Genomic DNA, 17688 nt, shown 5'->3' with positions numbered 1-17688 from the left:
CCTGCAAGATCAGGATGATGTCTTCTCATACAGACTTCTCTTGAAAGAAGTCGCAACTCTCGAAAAAATCACAACTCTTTAAAAAGTCACAAACCACTCTCAGCCCGAATGTTTATTGTCATTTATGCTAAAGCTCTCTCTATTAGCTAATTCTTTCTAAGCTGAATAGACGAGCCCTCTTTTTAAGCTGAATAGAAGAACCCTTTGCAAACACAGCAAGCAACACGTAACACCATGAACGTAACATACATTAACAATTGGTGACAAACCTCTGTCGCACTGACTGAGCAAGATCAAATTTTTCTTAAGTTACAAAATTCTCACGACGCTCTGGCATCGTGCTGCATACCCCACCGCTCGGTGTGCTCCAACACTCACTGCCGGAACTCGAAACATGCTATGGTTGGCGCATTAATCGGCACGGCCATTGGGGATAACACAGATGTCTTCTTCCGAAATCCAGAAAACCCGAATCATCAACGAGCTATCGGGGTTCATAAAGAAGTTGCTGCAGGACCCGAGTGTCCTCGAAACCTCCCTGGATATCGCTCGCCGGCACTTCGCCAGCAATGGCCCTGACGCAGATGTGCTGGCAGCTATAGCCAACGAAATCTCTGACACCACCAGCATTCACATCCCGGATACCGCCGAGGATCACTCCGAAGCCGACCGTCTGTTTCTTGAGCTGCTCAAGGAAGTGGTCCTGGAGGAGCAGGCGCTCTACTGAGTCAGCGACTGATGCCAGCTTCAGGTGGCATCTGGTCAGTAACGCTCTCGCTCAATCCCGCATAGTCCATCCCGCCCCAGTTGATCCCTCCCGATCAACTGGTGGCACTACTTCTTACCTCAGTACCAATGCCTTCAGATGCTCTATCACCTAACGCTGTCAGCTGACATCACCATCAAATCGCCTTCCGTTCGTCGTCACCTGGGCAAGATTCTGGCCACCAACCTGCGTAACGCTCTGCGGCGTGTGGAACCGGGAGCTCGAGTACGTGCCGAGTGGGATCAGATCTGGGCGCGATTGCCCGATACGCTCGAGAGACATACCCTCGAGCAGTTGGAGCAATGCATGGCCCGTACGCCAGGTATTCATCTGGTCGCGCGAGTCGAACGTACTTCCGTATCCGATCTCGATGACCTGACACGACAGACAGTGGCTCGCTGGGCACCCAGAATTCAGGGCAGGCAGTTTCGGGTCAGCGTCCGCCGACGTGGCAGAAACGACTTCAGTTCAACGCAGGCAGAGCGGCATATTGGCGCGGCGCTGCTCGCTGAAGTGGATGATGCCAGCGTCAATCTGAGCCACCCACAGGTTGATGTGCGCCTGCGCATGGAGGGCGACCACCTGTTGCATCATGTGGTCGAATACCCTGGTGTCGGCGGCTACCCCCTTGGTAGCCAGGGGCAGGCACTGGTACTGATGTCTGGCGGCTACGACTCTCCGGTCGCCGCGTGGAAGATGATGCGGCGTGGCATAAAGTGCCACTTCGTGCTATTCCGCTTCGCGGGTGAAGAACAACTGCAGGCGGTTCATCGCATCACGCACCACCTGTGGCAACTGCATGGCAGCTCCCATCAGGTGAACTTCATCAGCGTGCCTTTCGAGAACATCATTGATGAGATCCGCCAGCATGTGGACGAAGGGCTGAGCGGTGTTGTCCTGAAGCGCATGATGATTCGTGCCGCAACGCGTGTGGCACAGCGAGCTCGTGTACCAGCGCTGGTAACCGGAGAGGCCATTGCTCAGGTGTCCAGCCAGACTCTGCATAACCTGGCGTTGATCGATGACGCCTCGCACCTGCCGATTCTGCGCCCGGTGCTGGCCGACAACAAACAGGACATCATTGATCTCGCTCGCCAGATCGATACCGCGGACCTTTCGGCAAGCATGCCGGAATACTGCGGCACCGTCTCTCGACGCCCTCATATCAAGGCCAATCACCACGCAGTGGTCGAAGCGGAAGCCTCGCTTGATATCGAAGCGCTGATCAAGAATGCCGTCGACGAGGCCTGGAGCGGCAAACTGGGACGCCAAGCACCGCCTGTAGCAAAGGAATCGCTGGCCACCGTGCAGCTGGAAAGCCTATCGCCTTCATCTGGACAGGCCACGACCATCATTGACGTGCGCTCCCCCGATGAAGCCGAGGCACGGCCGCTTCCGGAAGGTCATGCGGATATCCTGCAGATTCCCTTCTATGAACTGCAGACACGCGCCAATGAGCTGAGCCAGGAGCGCCACTATCTGCTGTACTGCGATCAGGGCACCATGAGCCGACTCCAGGCACTGCATCTACGTGACCGCGGTATCAACAATGTCGCGATACTTGCACCGGTGTCATCCTGACCGCTGAAACAACGTCACCCTGATACCTGAAACATCGCGGCCAGATGCTGCCTGGCAGATGCACTGAGCAGGCATCCTGGCTACAATCGTCGCCTGATTTTCAACGGGATAATCCTTACCGCCATGTCCAACATCGCTCCCGCCACGCGCAAGATCCTGGTCACCAGCGCCCTGCCTTATGCCAATGGTGCCATCCACCTGGGGCACCTGCTGGAATATGTGCAAACCGATATCTGGGTGCGCTTCCAGAAGAGCCGCGGCCATCAGTGCCACTATGTGTGCGCCGATGATGCTCACGGCACCGCGATCATGTTGCGAGCGGAACAGGAAGGCATTACCCCGGAAGCCCTGATCGACCGCGTATCCCGCGAGCATCAGCAGGACTTCGCACGGTTCGGCGTGGCCTTCGATAACTATCACTCCACCCATTCCGACGAAAATCGCTACTTCAGCGAGCTGATCTACACCCGCCTGCGCGACCGTGGACATATTGCCACTCGCGATATCGAGCAGATGTATGATCCGGTCAAGGGTTTGTTCCTCGCCGACCGCTTCATCAAGGGTACCTGCCCGAAGTGCCATACCGATGATCAGTATGGCGACAACTGTGAGGCCTGTGGCGCGACATATACACCAGCCGAACTGATCGATCCGGTTTCGGCCATTTCCGGCGCCACTCCAGAAGTGCGTAGTTCAACCCACTACTTCTTCAAACTGCCTGATTTCGCTGAATTCCTGCAGAGCTGGATCGATGATGGCCACGTCCAGCCACAGATTCGCAACAAGCTGATGGAATGGTTTGAGTCCGGCTTCAACGAGTGGGATATCTCGCGTGATGCACCCTACTTCGGCTTCGAGATTCCCGATGCGCCAGGTAAATACTTCTATGTCTGGCTCGACGCTCCTATCGGGTATCTCGCCAGCTTCCGTAACCTGTGTGAACGTGAAGGCATTGATTTCGACAGCTACTGGAAGGCCGACTCCGATGCCGAGGTCTATCACTTCATCGGCAAGGATATCGTCTATTTCCACGCCCTGTTCTGGCCGGCCATGCTCCACGGTGCCGATCTGCGTACGCCCAGTGCGGTCAACTGTCACGGTTTCCTGACCGTTAACGGCGCCAAGATGTCGAAGTCACGTGGCACCTTCATCAAGGCCGCGACCTACGCGGAACATCTCAATCCCGAATACCTGCGCTATTACTTTGCCGCCAAGCTGACCTCACGCGTCGATGATCTCGACCTCAACCTTGAGGATTTCGCACTACGCGTCAATTCAGACCTGGTTGGCAAGGTGGTCAATATTGCCAGTCGTTGTGCCGGCTTCATCAACAAGCTCGCCGATGGCCAGCTGTCGGCGCAATGTAGCGAACCTCAACTCCAGGCACGCTTCATCGCTGCCGGCGAGGAAATCGCCGAATACTACGAGAATCGCGAATTTGCCCGTGCCATGCGTTTGATCATGGAGCTGGCCGACGAAGCCAACACCTATATCGCCGACAAGGCTCCCTGGGCACTGGCCAAGCAGGAAGGCCAACAGCAGCAGGTCATCGACATCTGCTCGCTGGGCATCAACCTGTTCCGCCAGTTGATGGTCTACCTGGCCCCGGTGGTACCGGCGATGGCCGAGCAGGCGCGCAATTTCCTGCAGGTCGACAGCCTCGACTGGGCCAGCCGCGAGCAATGGTTACTCGGGCACAGCATCACACGTTTCAAGCCACTGATGACCCGCGTAGAAACCGATCGCATCGATACCATGATCGAGGCATCGAAGGAGGACCTGGTGGAAGAACAGAAGCTCAAGCAAAAAGCCAGCGGCCCACTGGCCGATGATCCGATCGCCGAACAGATCAACTTCGACGACTTCGCCCGTGTCGATCTGCGTATTGCCAGAATCGCCAGCGCGGAATATGTCGAGGGAGCCGACAAGCTGCTCAAACTGCAACTCGACCTAGGTGGAGAAACCCGCCAGGTATTTGCTGGTATCCGCAGCGCTTATGCCCCCGAGGCACTGGAAGGCAAGCTGACGGTAATGGTCGCCAACCTGGCACCACGCAAGATGCGTTTCGGTGTATCCGAAGGCATGGTGCTGGCCGCAGGTGATGACAATGGCATCTATCTGCTCGAGCCGCACAGCGGCGCCCAGCCTGGCCAGCGCGTCAGCTGACATATCGGTGATGAATCAGTACGCTCTGATCGAAGCCGTCGATGCCGCCTTGCCGCAGACTCAATGCGGCAAGTGTGGCCATGACGGCTGTCGCCCCTACGCCGAAGCGATCGCCGTCGGCGAGCCCATCAACCGCTGCCCGCCAGGTGGTGACTCAACGGTTGTGCGGCTTGCCGAGCTGACCGACCGCTCGGTGCTACCACTCGAGCAACCAGCCCAATTACCACTGACTGCCTCTATTCGTGAAGATGAGTGCATCGGCTGCACCAAGTGCATCCAGGCCTGCCCAGTGGATGCGATCCTCGGTGCCGCCAAACAGATGCATACCGTCATCACCGAGGAATGTACTGGTTGCGAATTATGTGTCGCGCCCTGTCCGGTTGATTGCATCGACCTACTGCCCCATCCTGACTGGCAGACAGCCAATAGCGATGACGAGCGTCGGGCATATCTCGACAAGCGCGCCACCAGCGGTCGGCAGCGCTTCGTCGCTCGTAAACAACGCCTGGCCCGAGAGGCGGAACAACGTGAACGTCGGCGCGCAGAACGCAAGGCAAGCCGCCCCGTTGCCGGAACACAGCAGGAAACATCTCCGGCACCAACAGTAACCGGTAACCCACGCACCAAACGTATCAGCCTGGTGGCGCGTCTCAAGCGCACCCAACGCCAACTGCAGAGCGACGAGCTCACGCCTCAACAGCGCATGGAGCTCGAGCAGGTTGCCAACCAATTGCAGGTACAGATCAACCAACTCGACCAGCAAGGCGCCATATCGCCTATGACACCTGCATCACGGCCGAGTGCCGAGGAGCGCCAGCAGCGCCTTGCCGTCAATGCTGCGGAACAGGCACGACGCCGCGCGAATCAACAGCTTGCCCATGCCGAGCGTCAGAATGATAGCGCGGCCATCGCCAGTGCCCATCAACAGATCGAGCAGGCCGAGCAGTTGCTGCAACAGGCTCGCGAAACACTGGCCCATCACTCGAGTTGATCGACGGGTTCGCCGTTCAATGACGCCTTCACTTCCACCGCCCCATAGCCGACGCCGCCCATGAACGCCCAGAAACGCCTCGAGATCTTCACCCGATTGCGCGACCATAATCCTCATCCGACGACAGAGTTGAACTGGTCAAGTCCGTTCGAGCTCCTCGCTGCGGTCTTGCTTTCGGCCCAGGCCACCGACGTGGGTGTCAACAAGGCGACCGCCAAGCTGTTCCCTGTAGCCAACACTCCACAAGCGATCATCGAGCTGGGTATCGACGGACTCAAGGAACACATCAAGACCATCGGCCTGTTCAACACCAAGGCCGAGAACCTGATGAAGACCTGTCACCTGCTCCTGTCACGCCATGGCGGTGAGATTCCACAGACTCGTGAGGCGCTGGAGGCACTCCCCGGCGTCGGTCGCAAGACAGCCAATGTCATTCTCAACACCGCCTTCGGACAGCCAACCATCGCGGTGGATACCCATATCTTTCGGGTTTCCAACCGTACCGGCATCGCCAGGGGCAAGGATGTCGTCGAGGTAGAGAACAAGCTGATGCGCCACGTTCCCAGGGAGTTCCGCCAGGATGCACATCACTGGCTGATTCTGCATGGCCGCTATACCTGCGTGGCCCGCAAGCCACGCTGCGGAAGCTGTGTGATTGAAGATCTCTGCGAGTACAAGGACAAGGTCGAACTGTAACCGGCCCGCGCCCCCGCCAATGTATATCCGGACCCACGTACATCCAGGCCAAAGTGGTATCGCCAGATGGCCCACAAATCGCCAGGCTATCGGAAACCCATCACATGAGCAGCAACCGATGCAGGATGTGCTTCGCGAACTCTGGATTCCGTTGGCCATGGCCATCAGCTTTGGCGCCTTCACCGGGTCACTGTTCCGCCTCACGCGTCGTCCCGGTAGCGAACGACCGCTGATGTTCCCGATTCTGGGTCTACTGGGTGGCCTCACCGCGTTCATGATCCATCGGGTACTGGTGTGGACGGTCGGAGCACCGGACTGGTTGCTGCCGGTGCTGGTCGTGCTACAGGTCTGGTTGTGGCTCGGCCCGCTCGGGCCGAAGATATCTCAGCGGAAGTCGGAATAGCAGCCGCTTCGAGTCACGAGCTGCGAGCTCTTCAATGCCATGTCATGGGCTATCGACAACGCCCGTGGGGTCAGTCAGCCGCGGGCACTGCTCGTAGCTCGAGCGAAGCGTACGCGTAGCCCGTCGCTTGCTCTTATTTCCTCGTTGACGGACAAGGCGCGCCACAGGGCGCACAAGCCGAAGCATCTCGTTGGTTGAGTGCGGTCTGCGCACGTCCATCACCCATATTGAAGGCAAAGGTCGGGCTCGCCAGGTGGTCCGCCAGGACCAACATCAACACAACCAACAGGAAGGCGATCACACGATAGCGTTTATAGGCAGCTTGCATTTCGATCTCCTCCTGTCTCAGTTGGCCAGACGAAACATCGGTCGCAGCCGAATACCGATCAACGAGCCGACAAAAGCGCAGGCGAACCACACCCATGCATGCAGGCTCCCCGAAGCCAGACCGGAGAACAGTGCGCCGATATTGCAGCCAAAACCCAACCGAGCCCCATAGCCGAGCAGCAGGCCACCGATGACTGCAGCAAGAAACGGGCGTCCCTGCGGGCGTTGACGACTGGCTTCATTGAAACGATTGGCCATGCCTGCGGCCCACATGGCGCCCAGCAACAAACCGAAGTTCATCACCGAAGTGATATTGACCAGCACTGAGTCGGACAGTGCCATGGCCGGATAATCCCAGGTCCAGAATTCAAACTGGCTCATATCCACGCCGACTGCCTGCAAGGCCTTGGCCCCCCACAGGTTGAAGGCGAAGGTGATCCCCCAGGGAGCGCCGCCGATGGCCAGTGTCAGCGCATTACCGACCGCGAGCACCAGAATCGCCCACACAAAAGGCCACCGCCCGGTGAGCAAGGTACGCCACCAGCCGTTTTCGGTTGGGGAGCATTGCAGTTCGCCACGCTGAACCTCGCCATGAGCGCGGCGCTCGACGCGATTGACCCATAGCATGACCAGCGCCAGTCCCAGCCACTGAATGGCAATCGCACCCGGTACGCCGGCGACATCTATCAGGCTTATCGGATCAACAGCAGGCAGATCCAGCCACCAGGGCAGATGAATGGAGCCGACCACCGCGCCGACGATGAAGAACAGCAGCGTAACCAGCATGCGGATGTTGCCGGCGCCCACAGTAAACAATGTGCCTGAGCCACAGCCGCCACCCAGCTGCATGCCGATACCGAACAGGAAGGAGCCCACCACCAACGAAACACCGATTGGTGCGACGGCGCCCACCATGCCCGGTTGACCGCTGCCAAGCAGCGGAATCATGATCAGCGATGACAGCGCAAACAGCAGCAACTGGGCCCGCATACCTGCCCCGCGCCGCTTGGTCACCAGGTTACGCCAACCCGCCGTGAAGCCAAAGGCACCGTGGTACAGCGCAACCCCAAGCACCACGCCTACGGCAAACAGCGCCACCAGAAAAGGCGCCGTCTCCAGCCATACAAGGCCGCCTACCACCAGCATTCCCGCCAGTGCCAGGCCGGCTATAAATCGGTCACTTCTGAATTCATCATCTCTGAATCCATCACTTCGGGGCCGTGTGGAACCGAGTATCGAAGCCGCTACCTCACTCATCTGATCAGCGTTCTCGTCAAGGGAAAAAAGGTCGGGGTCCCATCACCATTGGACCCCGAATGACGGGATATCAGGACCCACTTTCGCTATCGTTGCCGATGCCCAGCGCATCCAGCACCTTACCCAGGCCACGCTTGGCTACCTGCACTGGTCGTGTTCCATCCTGAGTCCATTCGGCCATCGAGCCATCATAAAGCGCGACATCGTCATAACCAGCAATCTGGCTGAGCACGAACCAATCGGTCGCTGCCCAATGTCCGGTATTGCAGAATGACACCATGGGCGCATCGCCGCTGAGTTCCGACGCCTGTAATCGAGCCGTCACCTCTGCGGTATCCAGGTGCCAGGCGCCCTTGTCATCACGTAGAAAATTCTCATAGGGCAGATTCAATGCTCCAGGAATGGTACCCGGTGACGACGTGGCCGATGACTGCTCGCCGCCGGAAAAGAAGCCTTCCGGGCGCGCATCCACCAATTGCACCTGAGCATCGCGTGCGGCTTCAACTTCCTCGGTTGTCGCCAGCAACGAGTCATCAAGACTACCTTCAAAGCGCACCGGATCGGGGTACTGGACCTCTCCACTTGCCACATCGAGGCCGGCCTCCTGCCAACCAGCAAAGCCGCCATCGAGGATGGTGACATCGTCATGGCTGAGGACCTGGAAGGTCCAGAATACGCGGGCAGCACTACCGAAGTCCGTAGCACCGGTTCCCGCCGGCACGATGACCACGGTATCGTCGTTGTCGATCCCCAGACCGCCAATCAGCCGTTCGAGGCTCGAGACCGGTGGCATCACGCCTTGCACCCCATCGCGGGTTTCACGCCAGCCATCCTCGGTATAACTCGAATAGATGCTGCCCGGGATATGCGCCTTCTCGAAACTGGAACGATCGCCGCCGTTATCAACACTCGAACGGATATCCAGTACGACAAGATTTTCATCCTCAAGATGTTCGCTGAGCCATTGGGGACTGACCAACGGTTCAACATTCGCGGCATAGACTGTGCCAGTGGCCATCAACAGTGCCACGGCGGGAAATGTCCGACGCATATTCCTGACCTCTTTACTGGGGTTTATTTCATTATGCGAGCCACGCGCACAAACTCAAGACCCACCACATCTCAACAGGGTACACAGAGGAGTCGCCAACCGACGAAACAGAAACGGCAACATTTCTGCCGCCACTCCGGCTCACGCAAATAACGCCCGATCCACTTCAAATCCAGAATAATTCAGGACATCAGCTTCAAGTCACCGACCTTCTCGATCGTGCGTTGATAGCCTTCTCGTGCGGTCGCACGCTGCAGGAAGCTCTCGAGACGTGGGTAGCCTTCCAAACCTGCCCGGCCTGCCAATGCCATCAGAGGAAAACTCATCTGGATATCCGCCGCACTGAAGGCGTTGCCGGCAAACCAGCAACGATCACTCAAACTGTCTTCCCAGAACTGCCGCAGGCGAGAGATCTCCGGCCCAAGGTAGCGTTGGCGAATACCGGCGGCAAAACGCCGTCCCAATGGACGCAGCAAGGCCGGAACAGGGGCCTTGCCCAGACGCGAGAAAATCAGCGACATGACCAGCGGCGGCATACCAGAAGCCTCTGCGTGATGCAGCCAGAAGCGATAATCCTGATGGGCGTCGCTACCAGGCGGCGGCGACAGGCAATTCCGGGTATCAAAGCGCTCCAGCAGGTACTCGATGATCGCCCCACTCTCCGCCACAACACGTCCACCGGCATCTTCATCGGTGATCAGCGGTGATTTACCCAGCGGATGTATCCGCTTCAGTTCATCAGGGGCCAGCATGGTGCTGGAATTGCGGCGATAGAACGCGACTTCATAGTCGACGTGCAGCTCTTCCAACAACCAGGCAATACGCTGGGAACGCGAGTTCTCGAGATGATGCAGTCGAATCATGGCAACCAACTCCCTGTTCAGCCGCTCGCGGCGCTGCGCGGGTCGAATGTAATATCGACACACTCCTCGGCTCTTTACAGACGAGCTTTATTGTCGAGGGACGAACATCTCATCGCCGGTTTCGTCGATGAACCGCTGAGCCTTCTGAATCATCAGGGCATCACAGGCTTCACGCGATGGACACAAGTCCGAACGCTCGAAACGAAACTCACCTTCTTCGCCATTATCGAGTGTCTTGCGGATCGCACCACTGACCCGGAACTGACCTCCCTGAGCCTCAGGCTGGGAGATGATCAGGAAGTCTCGGTACTCAACAGCATCGGCAGCGGAGGGTTGATCCGCTGCCTTGTCATCCGCCCCAAACAGGCCTGCGAACAGTTTCTTCAGCATGTCGCCTCCTTGAAAAGCAAACCGGGGCGCAAGGCCCCGGCTGAGTTGTGCTTGATCAATCCTGGCGGCGACCCTTGCCGGCAGCAATCTTCAGGCGCAACGCATTGAGGCGAATGAAGCCCTCGGCGTCCTTCTGATCATAGGCGCCCTGATCGTCTTCAAATGTCGCGATGGACTCATCGAACAGAGACTGCTCGGAACGACGACCAGCGACCACAGCGTTGCCCTTGTAGAGCTTCATGCGCACGACACCAGAGACATGGCGCTGCGTCTCGTCAATGGCAGCCTGCAGCATGCGGCGCTCGGGGCTCCACCAGTAGCCGTTGTAGATGACCTTGGCGTATTTTGGCATCAGCTCATCCTTCAGGTGAGCTTCTTCACGGTCCAGGGTCAGGGACTCGATGGCGCGGTGCGCACGCAGCATGATCGTGCCACCAGGCGTTTCATAGCAGCCGCGTGACTTCATGCCGACGTAACGATTCTCGACGATGTCGAGACGACCGATGCCGTTGTCGCCACCCAGCTTGTTGAGTTTCTCGAGCACTTCATGCGGCTTCATCGGCACGCCGTCGATGGCGACGATGTCGCCGCGCTCGTAGGTCAGTTCGACATAGGTCGGTTCGTCGGGAGCCTGCTCCGGCGATACACTCCAGCGCCACATGTCTTCCTCGGCCTCGGCCCAGGGATCCTCGAGAATGCCGCCCTCGTAGGAGATGTGTAGCAGGTTGGCATCCATGGAGTACGGTGACTTCTTCTTCTTGTTGAAGTCGACCGGAATATCGTGCTGTTGACAGTAGGCCATCAGCTTCTCACGGGAGTTGAGGTCCCACTCACGCCACGGAGCGATGACCTTGACGCCCGGCTTGAGCGCGTAGGCACCCAGTTCGAAACGCACCTGGTCGTTACCCTTGCCGGTCGCACCGTGGGAAATGGCATCGGCGCCGGTCTGATTGGCGATCTCGATCAGGCGACGAGCGATCAGCGGGCGAGCGATGGACGTACCGAGCAGGTACTCACCCTCGTAGATGGTGTTGGCACGGAACATCGGGTAGACGTAATCGCGCACGAATTCCTCGCGCAGATCTTCGATGTAGATGTCCTTGACGCCCAGAGCCTCAGCCTTGGCGCGCGCCGGCTCAACCTCTTCCCCCTGACCGATGTCTGCGGTAAATGTCACCACCTCACAGTCGTACGTTTCCTGCAACCACTTGACGATGACTGACGTGTCCAGACCGCCTGAATAGGCGAGCACGACCTTCTTGACATCGGACATGCTGGAGGCTCCTTATGCTGATAACCGTTGGCCGGTGCAGAAAGCACCGTAAGGACGCCGATTATAGCGCGCCTGTTGCAGCGCGAACACCGGTGACGGGACGTGAGTTGTGCAAACTGCTAGACTTGCGCCGTTTAAGTCTGGAGTCACCAGACAAGCATCCGTAGACAAGGAGAAGTGCATGAGCGAGCTGATTGCCCGCGAACTCATGGCTCAACGTTTTCGCAGTTTCCTGCCCGTCGTGGTGGACATCGAAACCGGCGGGTTCAATCCCGAGCGCGACGCTATACTCGAAATCGCTGCGGTAACACTGACCATGGATCCCGAGGGCAATCTGTTGCCCGACGCCACCCATGCCTACCACATCAAGCCCTTCGAGGGCGCCAATGTGGAGCAATCGGCGCTCGATTTCACCGGTATCCGGCTCGACGATCCATTACGTCAGCAGGTCGCCATCAGTGAAGCCGAAGCGCTGGGAGAGATCTTTCGCCCCGTACGCAAATCGATCAAGTCGCATGCGTGCACACGCGCCATCCTGGTCGGGCACAACGCGGCCTTCGATCATGGTTTTCTCAACGCCGCCGTCAATCGTTGCGATATCAAGCGTAATCCCTTCCATCCCTTCTCCAGCTTCGATACCGCCTCACTGGCTGGATTGGTGTATGGCCAGACAGTACTGGCACGTGCCTGCCGTGCCGCCGGTATCGAGTTCGACAACAGTTCGGCTCATTCGGCACGCTACGACACCGAGCGCACCGCCGAGTTGTTCTGCGCCATGGTCAATCGCTACAAGGACCTTGGGGGGTGGCGGCTGGCACAACAGGAACAGGGCCTCGACGAGGACTAACCCGCCACCCCGGGACGAACCCGCTACCGTCGCCCTGGAAATCGTGGTGTAAATTGTTGTAGAAAATGTTGTGGAAATCGATGCAAAAAGGCCCGCAAGCACTGCTTGCGGGCCTTTTCATATTGCCGACGAAGGTTGCTGATCCAGGCTGATGAACTCAAGGGTTCAAGCCCGGGATTTCAAGCCCTCGCGAAGACAGCGACGTTATGGAATTACTCGCCCTGACTTTCCTCGTTCTGACGAGCACGCTCGGCAGCTTGCTTGATGAGCGGCTCCAGCTCACCGCTGTTATGCATCTCGACGACGATGTCACAACCGCCGACCAGTTCACCCTCGACCCACAGTTGCGGGAAGGTCGGCCAGCTGGCGTACTTCGGCAACTCGGCACGAATGTCCGGATTATCGAGCACGTTGACGAAGGCGAATCGCTCGCCACAGGCCATCAACGCCTGCACAGTCTGAGCGGAGAAACCACACTGCGGCAGCTGCGGTGATCCCTTCATATAGATCAGGATCGGATTCTCGCTGATCTGACGCTGGATGTTCTCTACAGTGGTGCTCATTGCGGCTCCTGAATGCGTTTGGTGCAGTGAAACAGGCAAACACCATGCGGGCAGACACCGACAAATTCAATGCACTGCGCGAAATGGTTACGGCCAGTGGACCCATTCTAGGGGAAGCGCCGACCAATGTCGCCAGATCTCATTCTGGTCTGACCATGCCTCTGCCATTGAACGTCTCGCCAACAAGGCCGCCTGCTCCCCGGCACAGCCACTCTACAGCAGCACATTGCGCATTCACTGCCGACTCCACTAGGATGGTCGTTTTTTCCTCGTTGGAGAGTCGCCATGGCTGCCCGCCATTTCCTCACCCTTCTTGACCTTGACCAGGATGAGCTGCGTTACCTCATCCAACGTGCCATCACCATCAAGACTGCGCTCAAGGCTCATGGGCCTACCTACACGCCCTTTGCCAATCGCACCATGGCAATGATCTTCGAGAAGTCCTCAACACGCACCCGCGTGTCATTCGAGACCGGCATGGCGCACTTTGGCGGCCATGCGCTGTTTCTTTCCCCACGTGACAGCCAACTAGGCCGCGGCGAACCTATCGGTGACACCGCTCGTGTGCTGTCGGAAATGGTCGATATCGTGATGATTCGCACCTTCTCGCACGCCGGGATTGAGGAGTTTGCCGCCGCCAGTTCAGTACCCGTTATCAATGCGCTGACCGATGACTACCATCCCTGCCAGTTGCTGGCCGATGTCATGACCTGGACAGAGCTGCGTGGTTCGGTCCAGGGCCGTACTGCGGTATGGGTCGGCGACGGTAACAATATGTGCCACTCCTGGATCAATGCCGCCCGTCAGTTCGACTTCCAACTGCGCATCTGCTGTCCACAAGGCTATGAGCCACGTGAAGACATCCTGAGCGCAGCCGGTGATCGCGTAACGATCGTCCGCGACCCCATGCAGGCTGTGCAGGGCGCCGACCTGGTGACCACCGATGTCTGGGCCTCCATGGGTCAGGAAGAAGAGCAGGCACGTCGTGAAGCCGACTTTGCCGGCTTCCAGGTCACCGAAGCCATGCTCGACGCAGCCAACGACGACGTGCTCTTCCTCCATTGTCTTCCAGCACACCGCGGCGAAGAGATCAGCGAGACATTACTCGATGATCCGCGCGCCGTGGTCTGGCAGGAAGCCGGCAACCGCCTGCATGCTCAGAAGGCACTGATCGAGTTCCTGTTGATTGGCCGGGTCAGTCGCTGACCCTCAGCCAGTAACTGCAATAGCCGCGCCCCGGAGATAGTCGCGCCCTCAAGATAGCGGGACATTAGACCTTGGTCTAATGTCCCGCTATCGATATAATGACGGTCATCGTCTTGCTGATGAATAGACCGCCATGCCCCCCGAAGTCAAAACCAACAGCACCGTCCTCAACGACACCGAAATTCGTATCGATCTGGCCGCCATGGCTCAGGCGCTCTATCGTTGCGGCGGTGTGCTCGAGGCATTGACCGATAATGCCCGTGGTCTCGACGCCGGCACTCTGGACCGGCTGTCCAGCAACCGTGAGTCCTCAGCGCGTCTGCGTCGCCTACTGCTCAGTGGAACCACTCGCTACAACGACAAGGGCCGCCTGGTGGTTACCGGCACCGGTCGTCAGTTGGTCTTCGATATGTTCGGCGTCGGCGCGACCGACTATTAAGCCCCCTCTGGCAAGCCCTCCCTGGCATGCCCTTCTGGTAAACCCCTCTGGTAAGCCCCTTTTCCAGACTGTTCACATGGTGCTGGTGCTTGTTCCCGCTCAATATCCTTTCCAGCGTGCCCTCAAACGCCCGCTTCTTCAGGGAATGACCTTTCCTTCCAGATCTTCCCTGCATTCCCTCTCTCCTGTTCACCTGTTCTCACACCACTCTTTCCTCTTTCCTCTTTCTTCTTCCTTCCTCTCTATCAACATTTGTCTTTTAAAGCATATTCCAAGTCGCATTATGCAAAGTCATGTCGGCTAATCTTCGCGACACTGCGCTCATTGAGACAATCTTTGAGACCAGGGAGCCCTCCATGAATCGTAATGTCATCCTCACCTGTGCCGTTACCGGCGCAGGCGATACCACCGCCAAGCACTCAGGTGTTCCGGTAACGCCCAAGCAGATCGCTGACGCCTGCATCGAGGCCGCCAGGGCGGGAGCCAGCGTGGCGCATATCCACGTTCGCGACCCGGAAACCGGCGGCATCAGCCATGATCTGGAACACTTCCGTGAAGTGATGCAGCGAGTCCGTGAAGCCGATACCGATATCGTCATGAACATCACCGCTGGCGGCGGCGGTGACTGGATTCCGTCTGCCGAGGATCCTACACGTGGCGGGCCGGGGACCGACATCCAGACACCTGCGGAGCGCCACGCTCCGGTCGCAGAGCTGCTGCCGGAACTGTGCACCCTGGATTGCGGCAGCCTGAACTTCGGCGACATGGTCTACGTCAACCCGGCTGACTGGCTGCGCGAACACGCGCGCCTGGTCCAGGCCGCAGGCGTCAAACCTGAACTGGAGTGCTTCGATCTCGGCCATGTATGGTTCGCCCGCCAGCTGCAGCAGGAAGGCCTGATCGATGGTGATCCGCTGTACCAGCTGTGCATGGGGATTCCATGGGGCGCGGAAGCGGACACTGAAACCATGGTCGCGATGCGCAACAAATTGCCCTCCAATGCCAACTGGGCTGCTTTCGGTATCGGCCGTATGCAGATGCCGATGGTAGCTCAGGCCGTCCTGCTCGGTGGTCACGCTCGTGTCGGTCTGGAAGACAACCTCTATCTCGACCGTGGCGTGCTGGCCAGCAACGGCCAGTTGGTTGAACGTTCCGCCAACATCATCGAGAACCTCGGTGCCCGCGTGATGACTCCGGCAGAAACACGCGAACAGTTGAAACTGCGCAATCCCGTTGGCGCTACCGCGGCAGGAGATCTGGCATGACACAGCTGACTGTCATCGGTACTGGTGTTATCGGCAACGGTTGGATCGCCCGCGCACTGGCCAACGGCTGGGACGTCGTCGCATTCGATCCGGCCCCGGATGCAGCACAACGCACCCGTGCCTTTATCGACAATGCCTGGCCCGCCCTTGAGCAGACGGGGCTGGCCGAAGGTGCAAGCCCTGAGCGTTTGCGTTTTGCCACTGATATGGCAGAAGCCGTGCAGGGGGCCAGCCTGATTCAGGAGAATGTTCCTGAGCGGCTCGAACTCAAACAGGAAATTCTTGCTCAACTGGACACGCTGGTATCTGCCGACGTCGTGATCGGCTCATCCACGTCCGGCTTCAAACCCACCGATCTCCAGCGCGACTGCCAGCAGGCGCCTGGTCGGGTGATCGTGGCGCACCCCTTCAATCCGGTCTATCTGCTGCCGCTGGTGGAACTGGTAGGTGGTGAAGCGACCAACGGTGAGCATATCGCCCTCGCCCAGCGCCTCTACCGCGAGCTGGACATGCGTCCGCTGGTCGTCCGCCGTGAGATCGAAGGGCATATCGCCGACCGTCTGATGGAAGCGCTGTGGCGTGAAGCACTGCACCTGGTCAACGACGGTGTAGCGACCACCGAAGAGATCGATGCTGCAGTGGTCTATGGCTGCGGCCTGCGCTGGTCCTTGATGGGCACCTTCCTGACCTTCCATCTCGCCGGTGGTGAACAGGGCATGCGCCATATGCTGGAACAGTTCGGACCGGCTCTGAAGCTTCCCTGGACCAAGCTCGAAGCGCCAGAGCTGACCGATGAACTCATCGATCGCGTGGTTGAAGGCTGCGAACACCAGGCTGCTGGCCGTCCGGTGGCCGAGCTTGATCGTCGTCGCGATGATTTCCTTGTCGAACTGCTGGGGCTGACCAGGAAGTACTGGCCGGAAGCCGAAGGACTGGAAGGACGCATCTGATGCCACTGCTGCAACCGTTACGCCTACTGGACACCCAGGTCGCCCCCGAATGGGTGGATTACAACGGCCACATGAACGATGCGGAATACGCACGAGTGTTCTCGTTGGCCGTTGAAGCGCTGATGGATCATATCGGTCTCGATGCCGCTGGCCGCCAGCAACACGGCTACACGATCTATACCCTCGAGACGCACCTGTGCTATCGGCGTGAGGCGCATCTTGAGCAGCAACTGAACGTGGACCTGTACCTGGCCGACCACGATGCCAAGCGCCTGCACGTGCTGTTCGAGATGCGCGACAGCGATAACAACCTACTCGCCACCAGCGAGCAGATGTTGATGGGAATCGATGTCGAAAGTGGCCGTCCCGCCGCCTTTCCCGAGCCAGTAGCAACAGCCGTTGGCTCACTGCCGAACGCCAGCGGAGACCTCGCTGATGCGGTCGGGCGCCGCATCGGCATTCGACGCAAGTAGATACTCAGCACGAGTAGGCGTTCGAGGCAACCAGCAGTACCCAGGCACGAACCATCGGCAGGTGGTTCGTGCCGTTGCAGTTACAGATTAGCGTGGCGCCCCGCCACCACGGGATCACCGGCCCGATGACCGGCTACAGAAGGAATCAGGCTATCGATACCTCAAGCAATACTCAAAATAA

19 protein-coding genes are annotated in these 17688 nt (G+C 58.5%); 12 read left to right on the top strand and 7 right to left on the bottom strand.

The window, feature by feature from the left end:
• Positions 1-442 precede the first annotated feature (442 nt).
• The 6 genes from AR456_RS09370 (at position 443) to AR456_RS09345 (ending at position 6603) form a co-directional block, all read left to right on the top strand.
• Positions 443-727 carry a hypothetical protein gene (locus AR456_RS09370; RefSeq protein ID WP_021817665.1) on the top strand — a complete coding sequence of 95 codons (285 nt, stop codon included), beginning with the start codon at positions 443-445 and terminating at the stop codon, positions 725-727.
• A gap of 138 nt (positions 728-865) precedes the next feature.
• Positions 866-2347, top strand: a complete 1482-nt coding sequence (gene thiI, locus AR456_RS09365) for a tRNA uracil 4-sulfurtransferase ThiI (protein WP_021817666.1) — start codon at positions 866-868, stop codon at positions 2345-2347.
• Positions 2348-2470: 123 nt separating this feature from the next.
• Positions 2471-4513 carry a methionine--tRNA ligase gene (metG, locus tag AR456_RS09360; RefSeq protein ID WP_021817667.1) on the top strand — a complete coding sequence of 681 codons (2043 nt, stop codon included), beginning with the start codon at positions 2471-2473 and terminating at the stop codon, positions 4511-4513.
• A 10-nt stretch (positions 4514-4523) separates the two neighbouring features.
• Complete coding sequence (locus AR456_RS09355) at positions 4524-5504, top strand: RnfABCDGE type electron transport complex subunit B (RefSeq protein ID WP_031207113.1); 981 nt, start codon at positions 4524-4526, stop codon at positions 5502-5504.
• A gap of 60 nt (positions 5505-5564) precedes the next feature.
• Positions 5565-6200: an endonuclease III gene (nth, locus tag AR456_RS09350; protein ID WP_021817669.1), complete on the top strand. Its 636-nt coding sequence runs from the start codon at positions 5565-5567 to the stop codon at positions 6198-6200.
• Positions 6201-6318: 118 nt separating this feature from the next.
• On the top strand, positions 6319-6603 hold the full coding sequence (locus AR456_RS09345; RefSeq protein WP_021817670.1) for a hypothetical protein: 285 nt from the start codon (positions 6319-6321) through the stop codon (positions 6601-6603).
• A gap of 133 nt (positions 6604-6736) precedes the next feature.
• Here AR456_RS09345 and AR456_RS09340 read toward each other — a convergent pair whose 3' ends face one another.
• The 6 genes from AR456_RS09340 to AR456_RS09315 form a co-directional block, all read right to left on the bottom strand.
• Positions 6737-6931 (bottom strand): hypothetical protein, encoded by a 195-nt coding sequence (locus AR456_RS09340; protein WP_021817671.1) that lies wholly within the window; start codon positions 6929-6931, stop codon positions 6737-6739.
• A gap of 17 nt (positions 6932-6948) precedes the next feature.
• Complete coding sequence (locus tag AR456_RS09335; RefSeq protein ID WP_031207115.1) at positions 6949-8187, bottom strand: YeeE/YedE family protein; 1239 nt, start codon at positions 8185-8187, stop codon at positions 6949-6951.
• A gap of 70 nt (positions 8188-8257) precedes the next feature.
• The gene (locus AR456_RS09330; protein WP_021817673.1) at positions 8258-9238 is read right to left on the bottom strand and encodes a sulfurtransferase; all 981 of its coding nucleotides are present in this window, start codon (positions 9236-9238) and stop codon (positions 8258-8260) included.
• Between the two features lie 182 nt (positions 9239-9420).
• On the bottom strand, positions 9421-10101 hold the full coding sequence (locus AR456_RS09325; protein WP_021817674.1) for a glutathione S-transferase: 681 nt from the start codon (positions 10099-10101) through the stop codon (positions 9421-9423).
• Positions 10102-10188: 87 nt separating this feature from the next.
• On the bottom strand, positions 10189-10491 hold the full coding sequence (locus AR456_RS09320) for an HlyU family transcriptional regulator (RefSeq protein ID WP_021817675.1): 303 nt from the start codon (positions 10489-10491) through the stop codon (positions 10189-10191).
• Positions 10492-10546: 55 nt separating this feature from the next.
• Positions 10547-11764, bottom strand: coding sequence for an argininosuccinate synthase (locus tag AR456_RS09315; protein WP_021817676.1), 1218 nt, complete (start codon positions 11762-11764; stop codon positions 10547-10549).
• A 181-nt stretch (positions 11765-11945) separates the two neighbouring features.
• Between AR456_RS09315 and rnt the strand changes: the two genes are divergently transcribed.
• Positions 11946-12611 carry a ribonuclease T gene (gene rnt, locus AR456_RS09310; protein ID WP_021817677.1) on the top strand — a complete coding sequence of 222 codons (666 nt, stop codon included), beginning with the start codon at positions 11946-11948 and terminating at the stop codon, positions 12609-12611.
• 212 nt (positions 12612-12823) lie between these two features.
• On the opposite strand, the gene AR456_RS09305 is transcribed toward rnt, so the two are convergent.
• A complete protein-coding gene (locus AR456_RS09305; RefSeq protein ID WP_021817678.1) occupies positions 12824-13174 on the bottom strand; it encodes a Grx4 family monothiol glutaredoxin in 351 nt (116 codons plus the stop codon).
• Positions 13175-13459: 285 nt separating this feature from the next.
• Between AR456_RS09305 and argF the strand changes: the two genes are divergently transcribed.
• The 5 genes from argF (at position 13460) to AR456_RS09280 (ending at position 17507) form a co-directional block, all read left to right on the top strand.
• Positions 13460-14380 carry an ornithine carbamoyltransferase gene (gene argF / locus AR456_RS09300; RefSeq protein ID WP_021817679.1) on the top strand — a complete coding sequence of 307 codons (921 nt, stop codon included), beginning with the start codon at positions 13460-13462 and terminating at the stop codon, positions 14378-14380.
• Positions 14381-14513: 133 nt separating this feature from the next.
• Entirely contained in the window at positions 14514-14819 is a 306-nt protein-coding gene (locus AR456_RS09295; protein WP_021817680.1) for a hypothetical protein, read from the top strand.
• A 356-nt stretch (positions 14820-15175) separates the two neighbouring features.
• A complete protein-coding gene (locus AR456_RS09290; RefSeq protein ID WP_021817681.1) occupies positions 15176-16084 on the top strand; it encodes a beta-keto acid cleavage family enzyme in 909 nt (302 codons plus the stop codon).
• Entirely contained in the window at positions 16081-17034 is a 954-nt protein-coding gene (locus tag AR456_RS09285) for an L-carnitine dehydrogenase (protein WP_021817682.1), read from the top strand. Before AR456_RS09290 ends, AR456_RS09285 begins: the two co-directional genes overlap by 4 nt.
• Positions 17034-17507 carry a thioesterase family protein gene (locus AR456_RS09280; RefSeq protein ID WP_021817683.1) on the top strand — a complete coding sequence of 158 codons (474 nt, stop codon included), beginning with the start codon at positions 17034-17036 and terminating at the stop codon, positions 17505-17507. The genes AR456_RS09285 and AR456_RS09280 overlap by 1 nt, the downstream gene beginning before the upstream one ends.
• Positions 17508-17688: the final 181 nt, after the last annotated feature.

It is taken from the genome of Halomonas huangheensis (assembly GCF_001431725.1).
GTDB lineage: Bacteria > Pseudomonadota > Gammaproteobacteria > Pseudomonadales > Halomonadaceae > Halomonas > Halomonas huangheensis.
The sequence above is the reverse complement of the archived record's forward strand: the minus strand, read 5'-3'. Positions and strand labels throughout refer to the sequence as shown.

Bases quoted from the DNA above. Each gene is read 5' to 3' on its own strand.
- metG (WP_021817667.1), top strand. From the start codon at position 2,471: ATGTCCAACATCGCTCCCGCCACGCGCAAGATCCTGGTCACCAGCGCC.
- AR456_RS09325 (WP_021817674.1), bottom strand. From the start codon at position 10,101: ATGATTCGACTGCATCATCTCGAGAACTCGCGTTCCCAGCGTATTGCC.
- AR456_RS09290 (WP_021817681.1), top strand. From the start codon at position 15,176: ATGAATCGTAATGTCATCCTCACCTGTGCCGTTACCGGCGCAGGCGAT.
- AR456_RS09315 (WP_021817676.1), bottom strand. From the start codon at position 11,764: ATGTCCGATGTCAAGAAGGTCGTGCTCGCCTATTCAGGCGGTCTGGAC.
- AR456_RS09345 (WP_021817670.1), top strand. From the start codon at position 6,319: ATGCAGGATGTGCTTCGCGAACTCTGGATTCCGTTGGCCATGGCCATC.
- AR456_RS09285 (WP_021817682.1), top strand. From the start codon at position 16,081: ATGACACAGCTGACTGTCATCGGTACTGGTGTTATCGGCAACGGTTGG.
- AR456_RS09280 (WP_021817683.1), top strand. From the start codon at position 17,034: ATGCCACTGCTGCAACCGTTACGCCTACTGGACACCCAGGTCGCCCCC.
- AR456_RS09370 (WP_021817665.1), top strand. From the start codon at position 443: ATGTCTTCTTCCGAAATCCAGAAAACCCGAATCATCAACGAGCTATCG.
- rnt (WP_021817677.1), top strand. From the start codon at position 11,946: ATGAGCGAGCTGATTGCCCGCGAACTCATGGCTCAACGTTTTCGCAGT.
- AR456_RS09355 (WP_031207113.1), top strand. From the start codon at position 4,524: ATGAATCAGTACGCTCTGATCGAAGCCGTCGATGCCGCCTTGCCGCAG.
- AR456_RS09340 (WP_021817671.1), bottom strand. From the start codon at position 6,931: ATGCAAGCTGCCTATAAACGCTATCGTGTGATCGCCTTCCTGTTGGTT.
- AR456_RS09295 (WP_021817680.1), top strand. From the start codon at position 14,514: ATGCCCCCCGAAGTCAAAACCAACAGCACCGTCCTCAACGACACCGAA.
- argF (WP_021817679.1), top strand. From the start codon at position 13,460: ATGGCTGCCCGCCATTTCCTCACCCTTCTTGACCTTGACCAGGATGAG.
- AR456_RS09320 (WP_021817675.1), bottom strand. From the start codon at position 10,491: ATGCTGAAGAAACTGTTCGCAGGCCTGTTTGGGGCGGATGACAAGGCA.
- AR456_RS09335 (WP_031207115.1), bottom strand. From the start codon at position 8,187: ATGAGTGAGGTAGCGGCTTCGATACTCGGTTCCACACGGCCCCGAAGT.
- nth (WP_021817669.1), top strand. From the start codon at position 5,565: ATGAACGCCCAGAAACGCCTCGAGATCTTCACCCGATTGCGCGACCAT.
- AR456_RS09305 (WP_021817678.1), bottom strand. From the start codon at position 13,174: ATGAGCACCACTGTAGAGAACATCCAGCGTCAGATCAGCGAGAATCCG.
- AR456_RS09330 (WP_021817673.1), bottom strand. From the start codon at position 9,238: ATGCGTCGGACATTTCCCGCCGTGGCACTGTTGATGGCCACTGGCACA.
- thiI (WP_021817666.1), top strand. From the start codon at position 866: ATGCTCTATCACCTAACGCTGTCAGCTGACATCACCATCAAATCGCCT.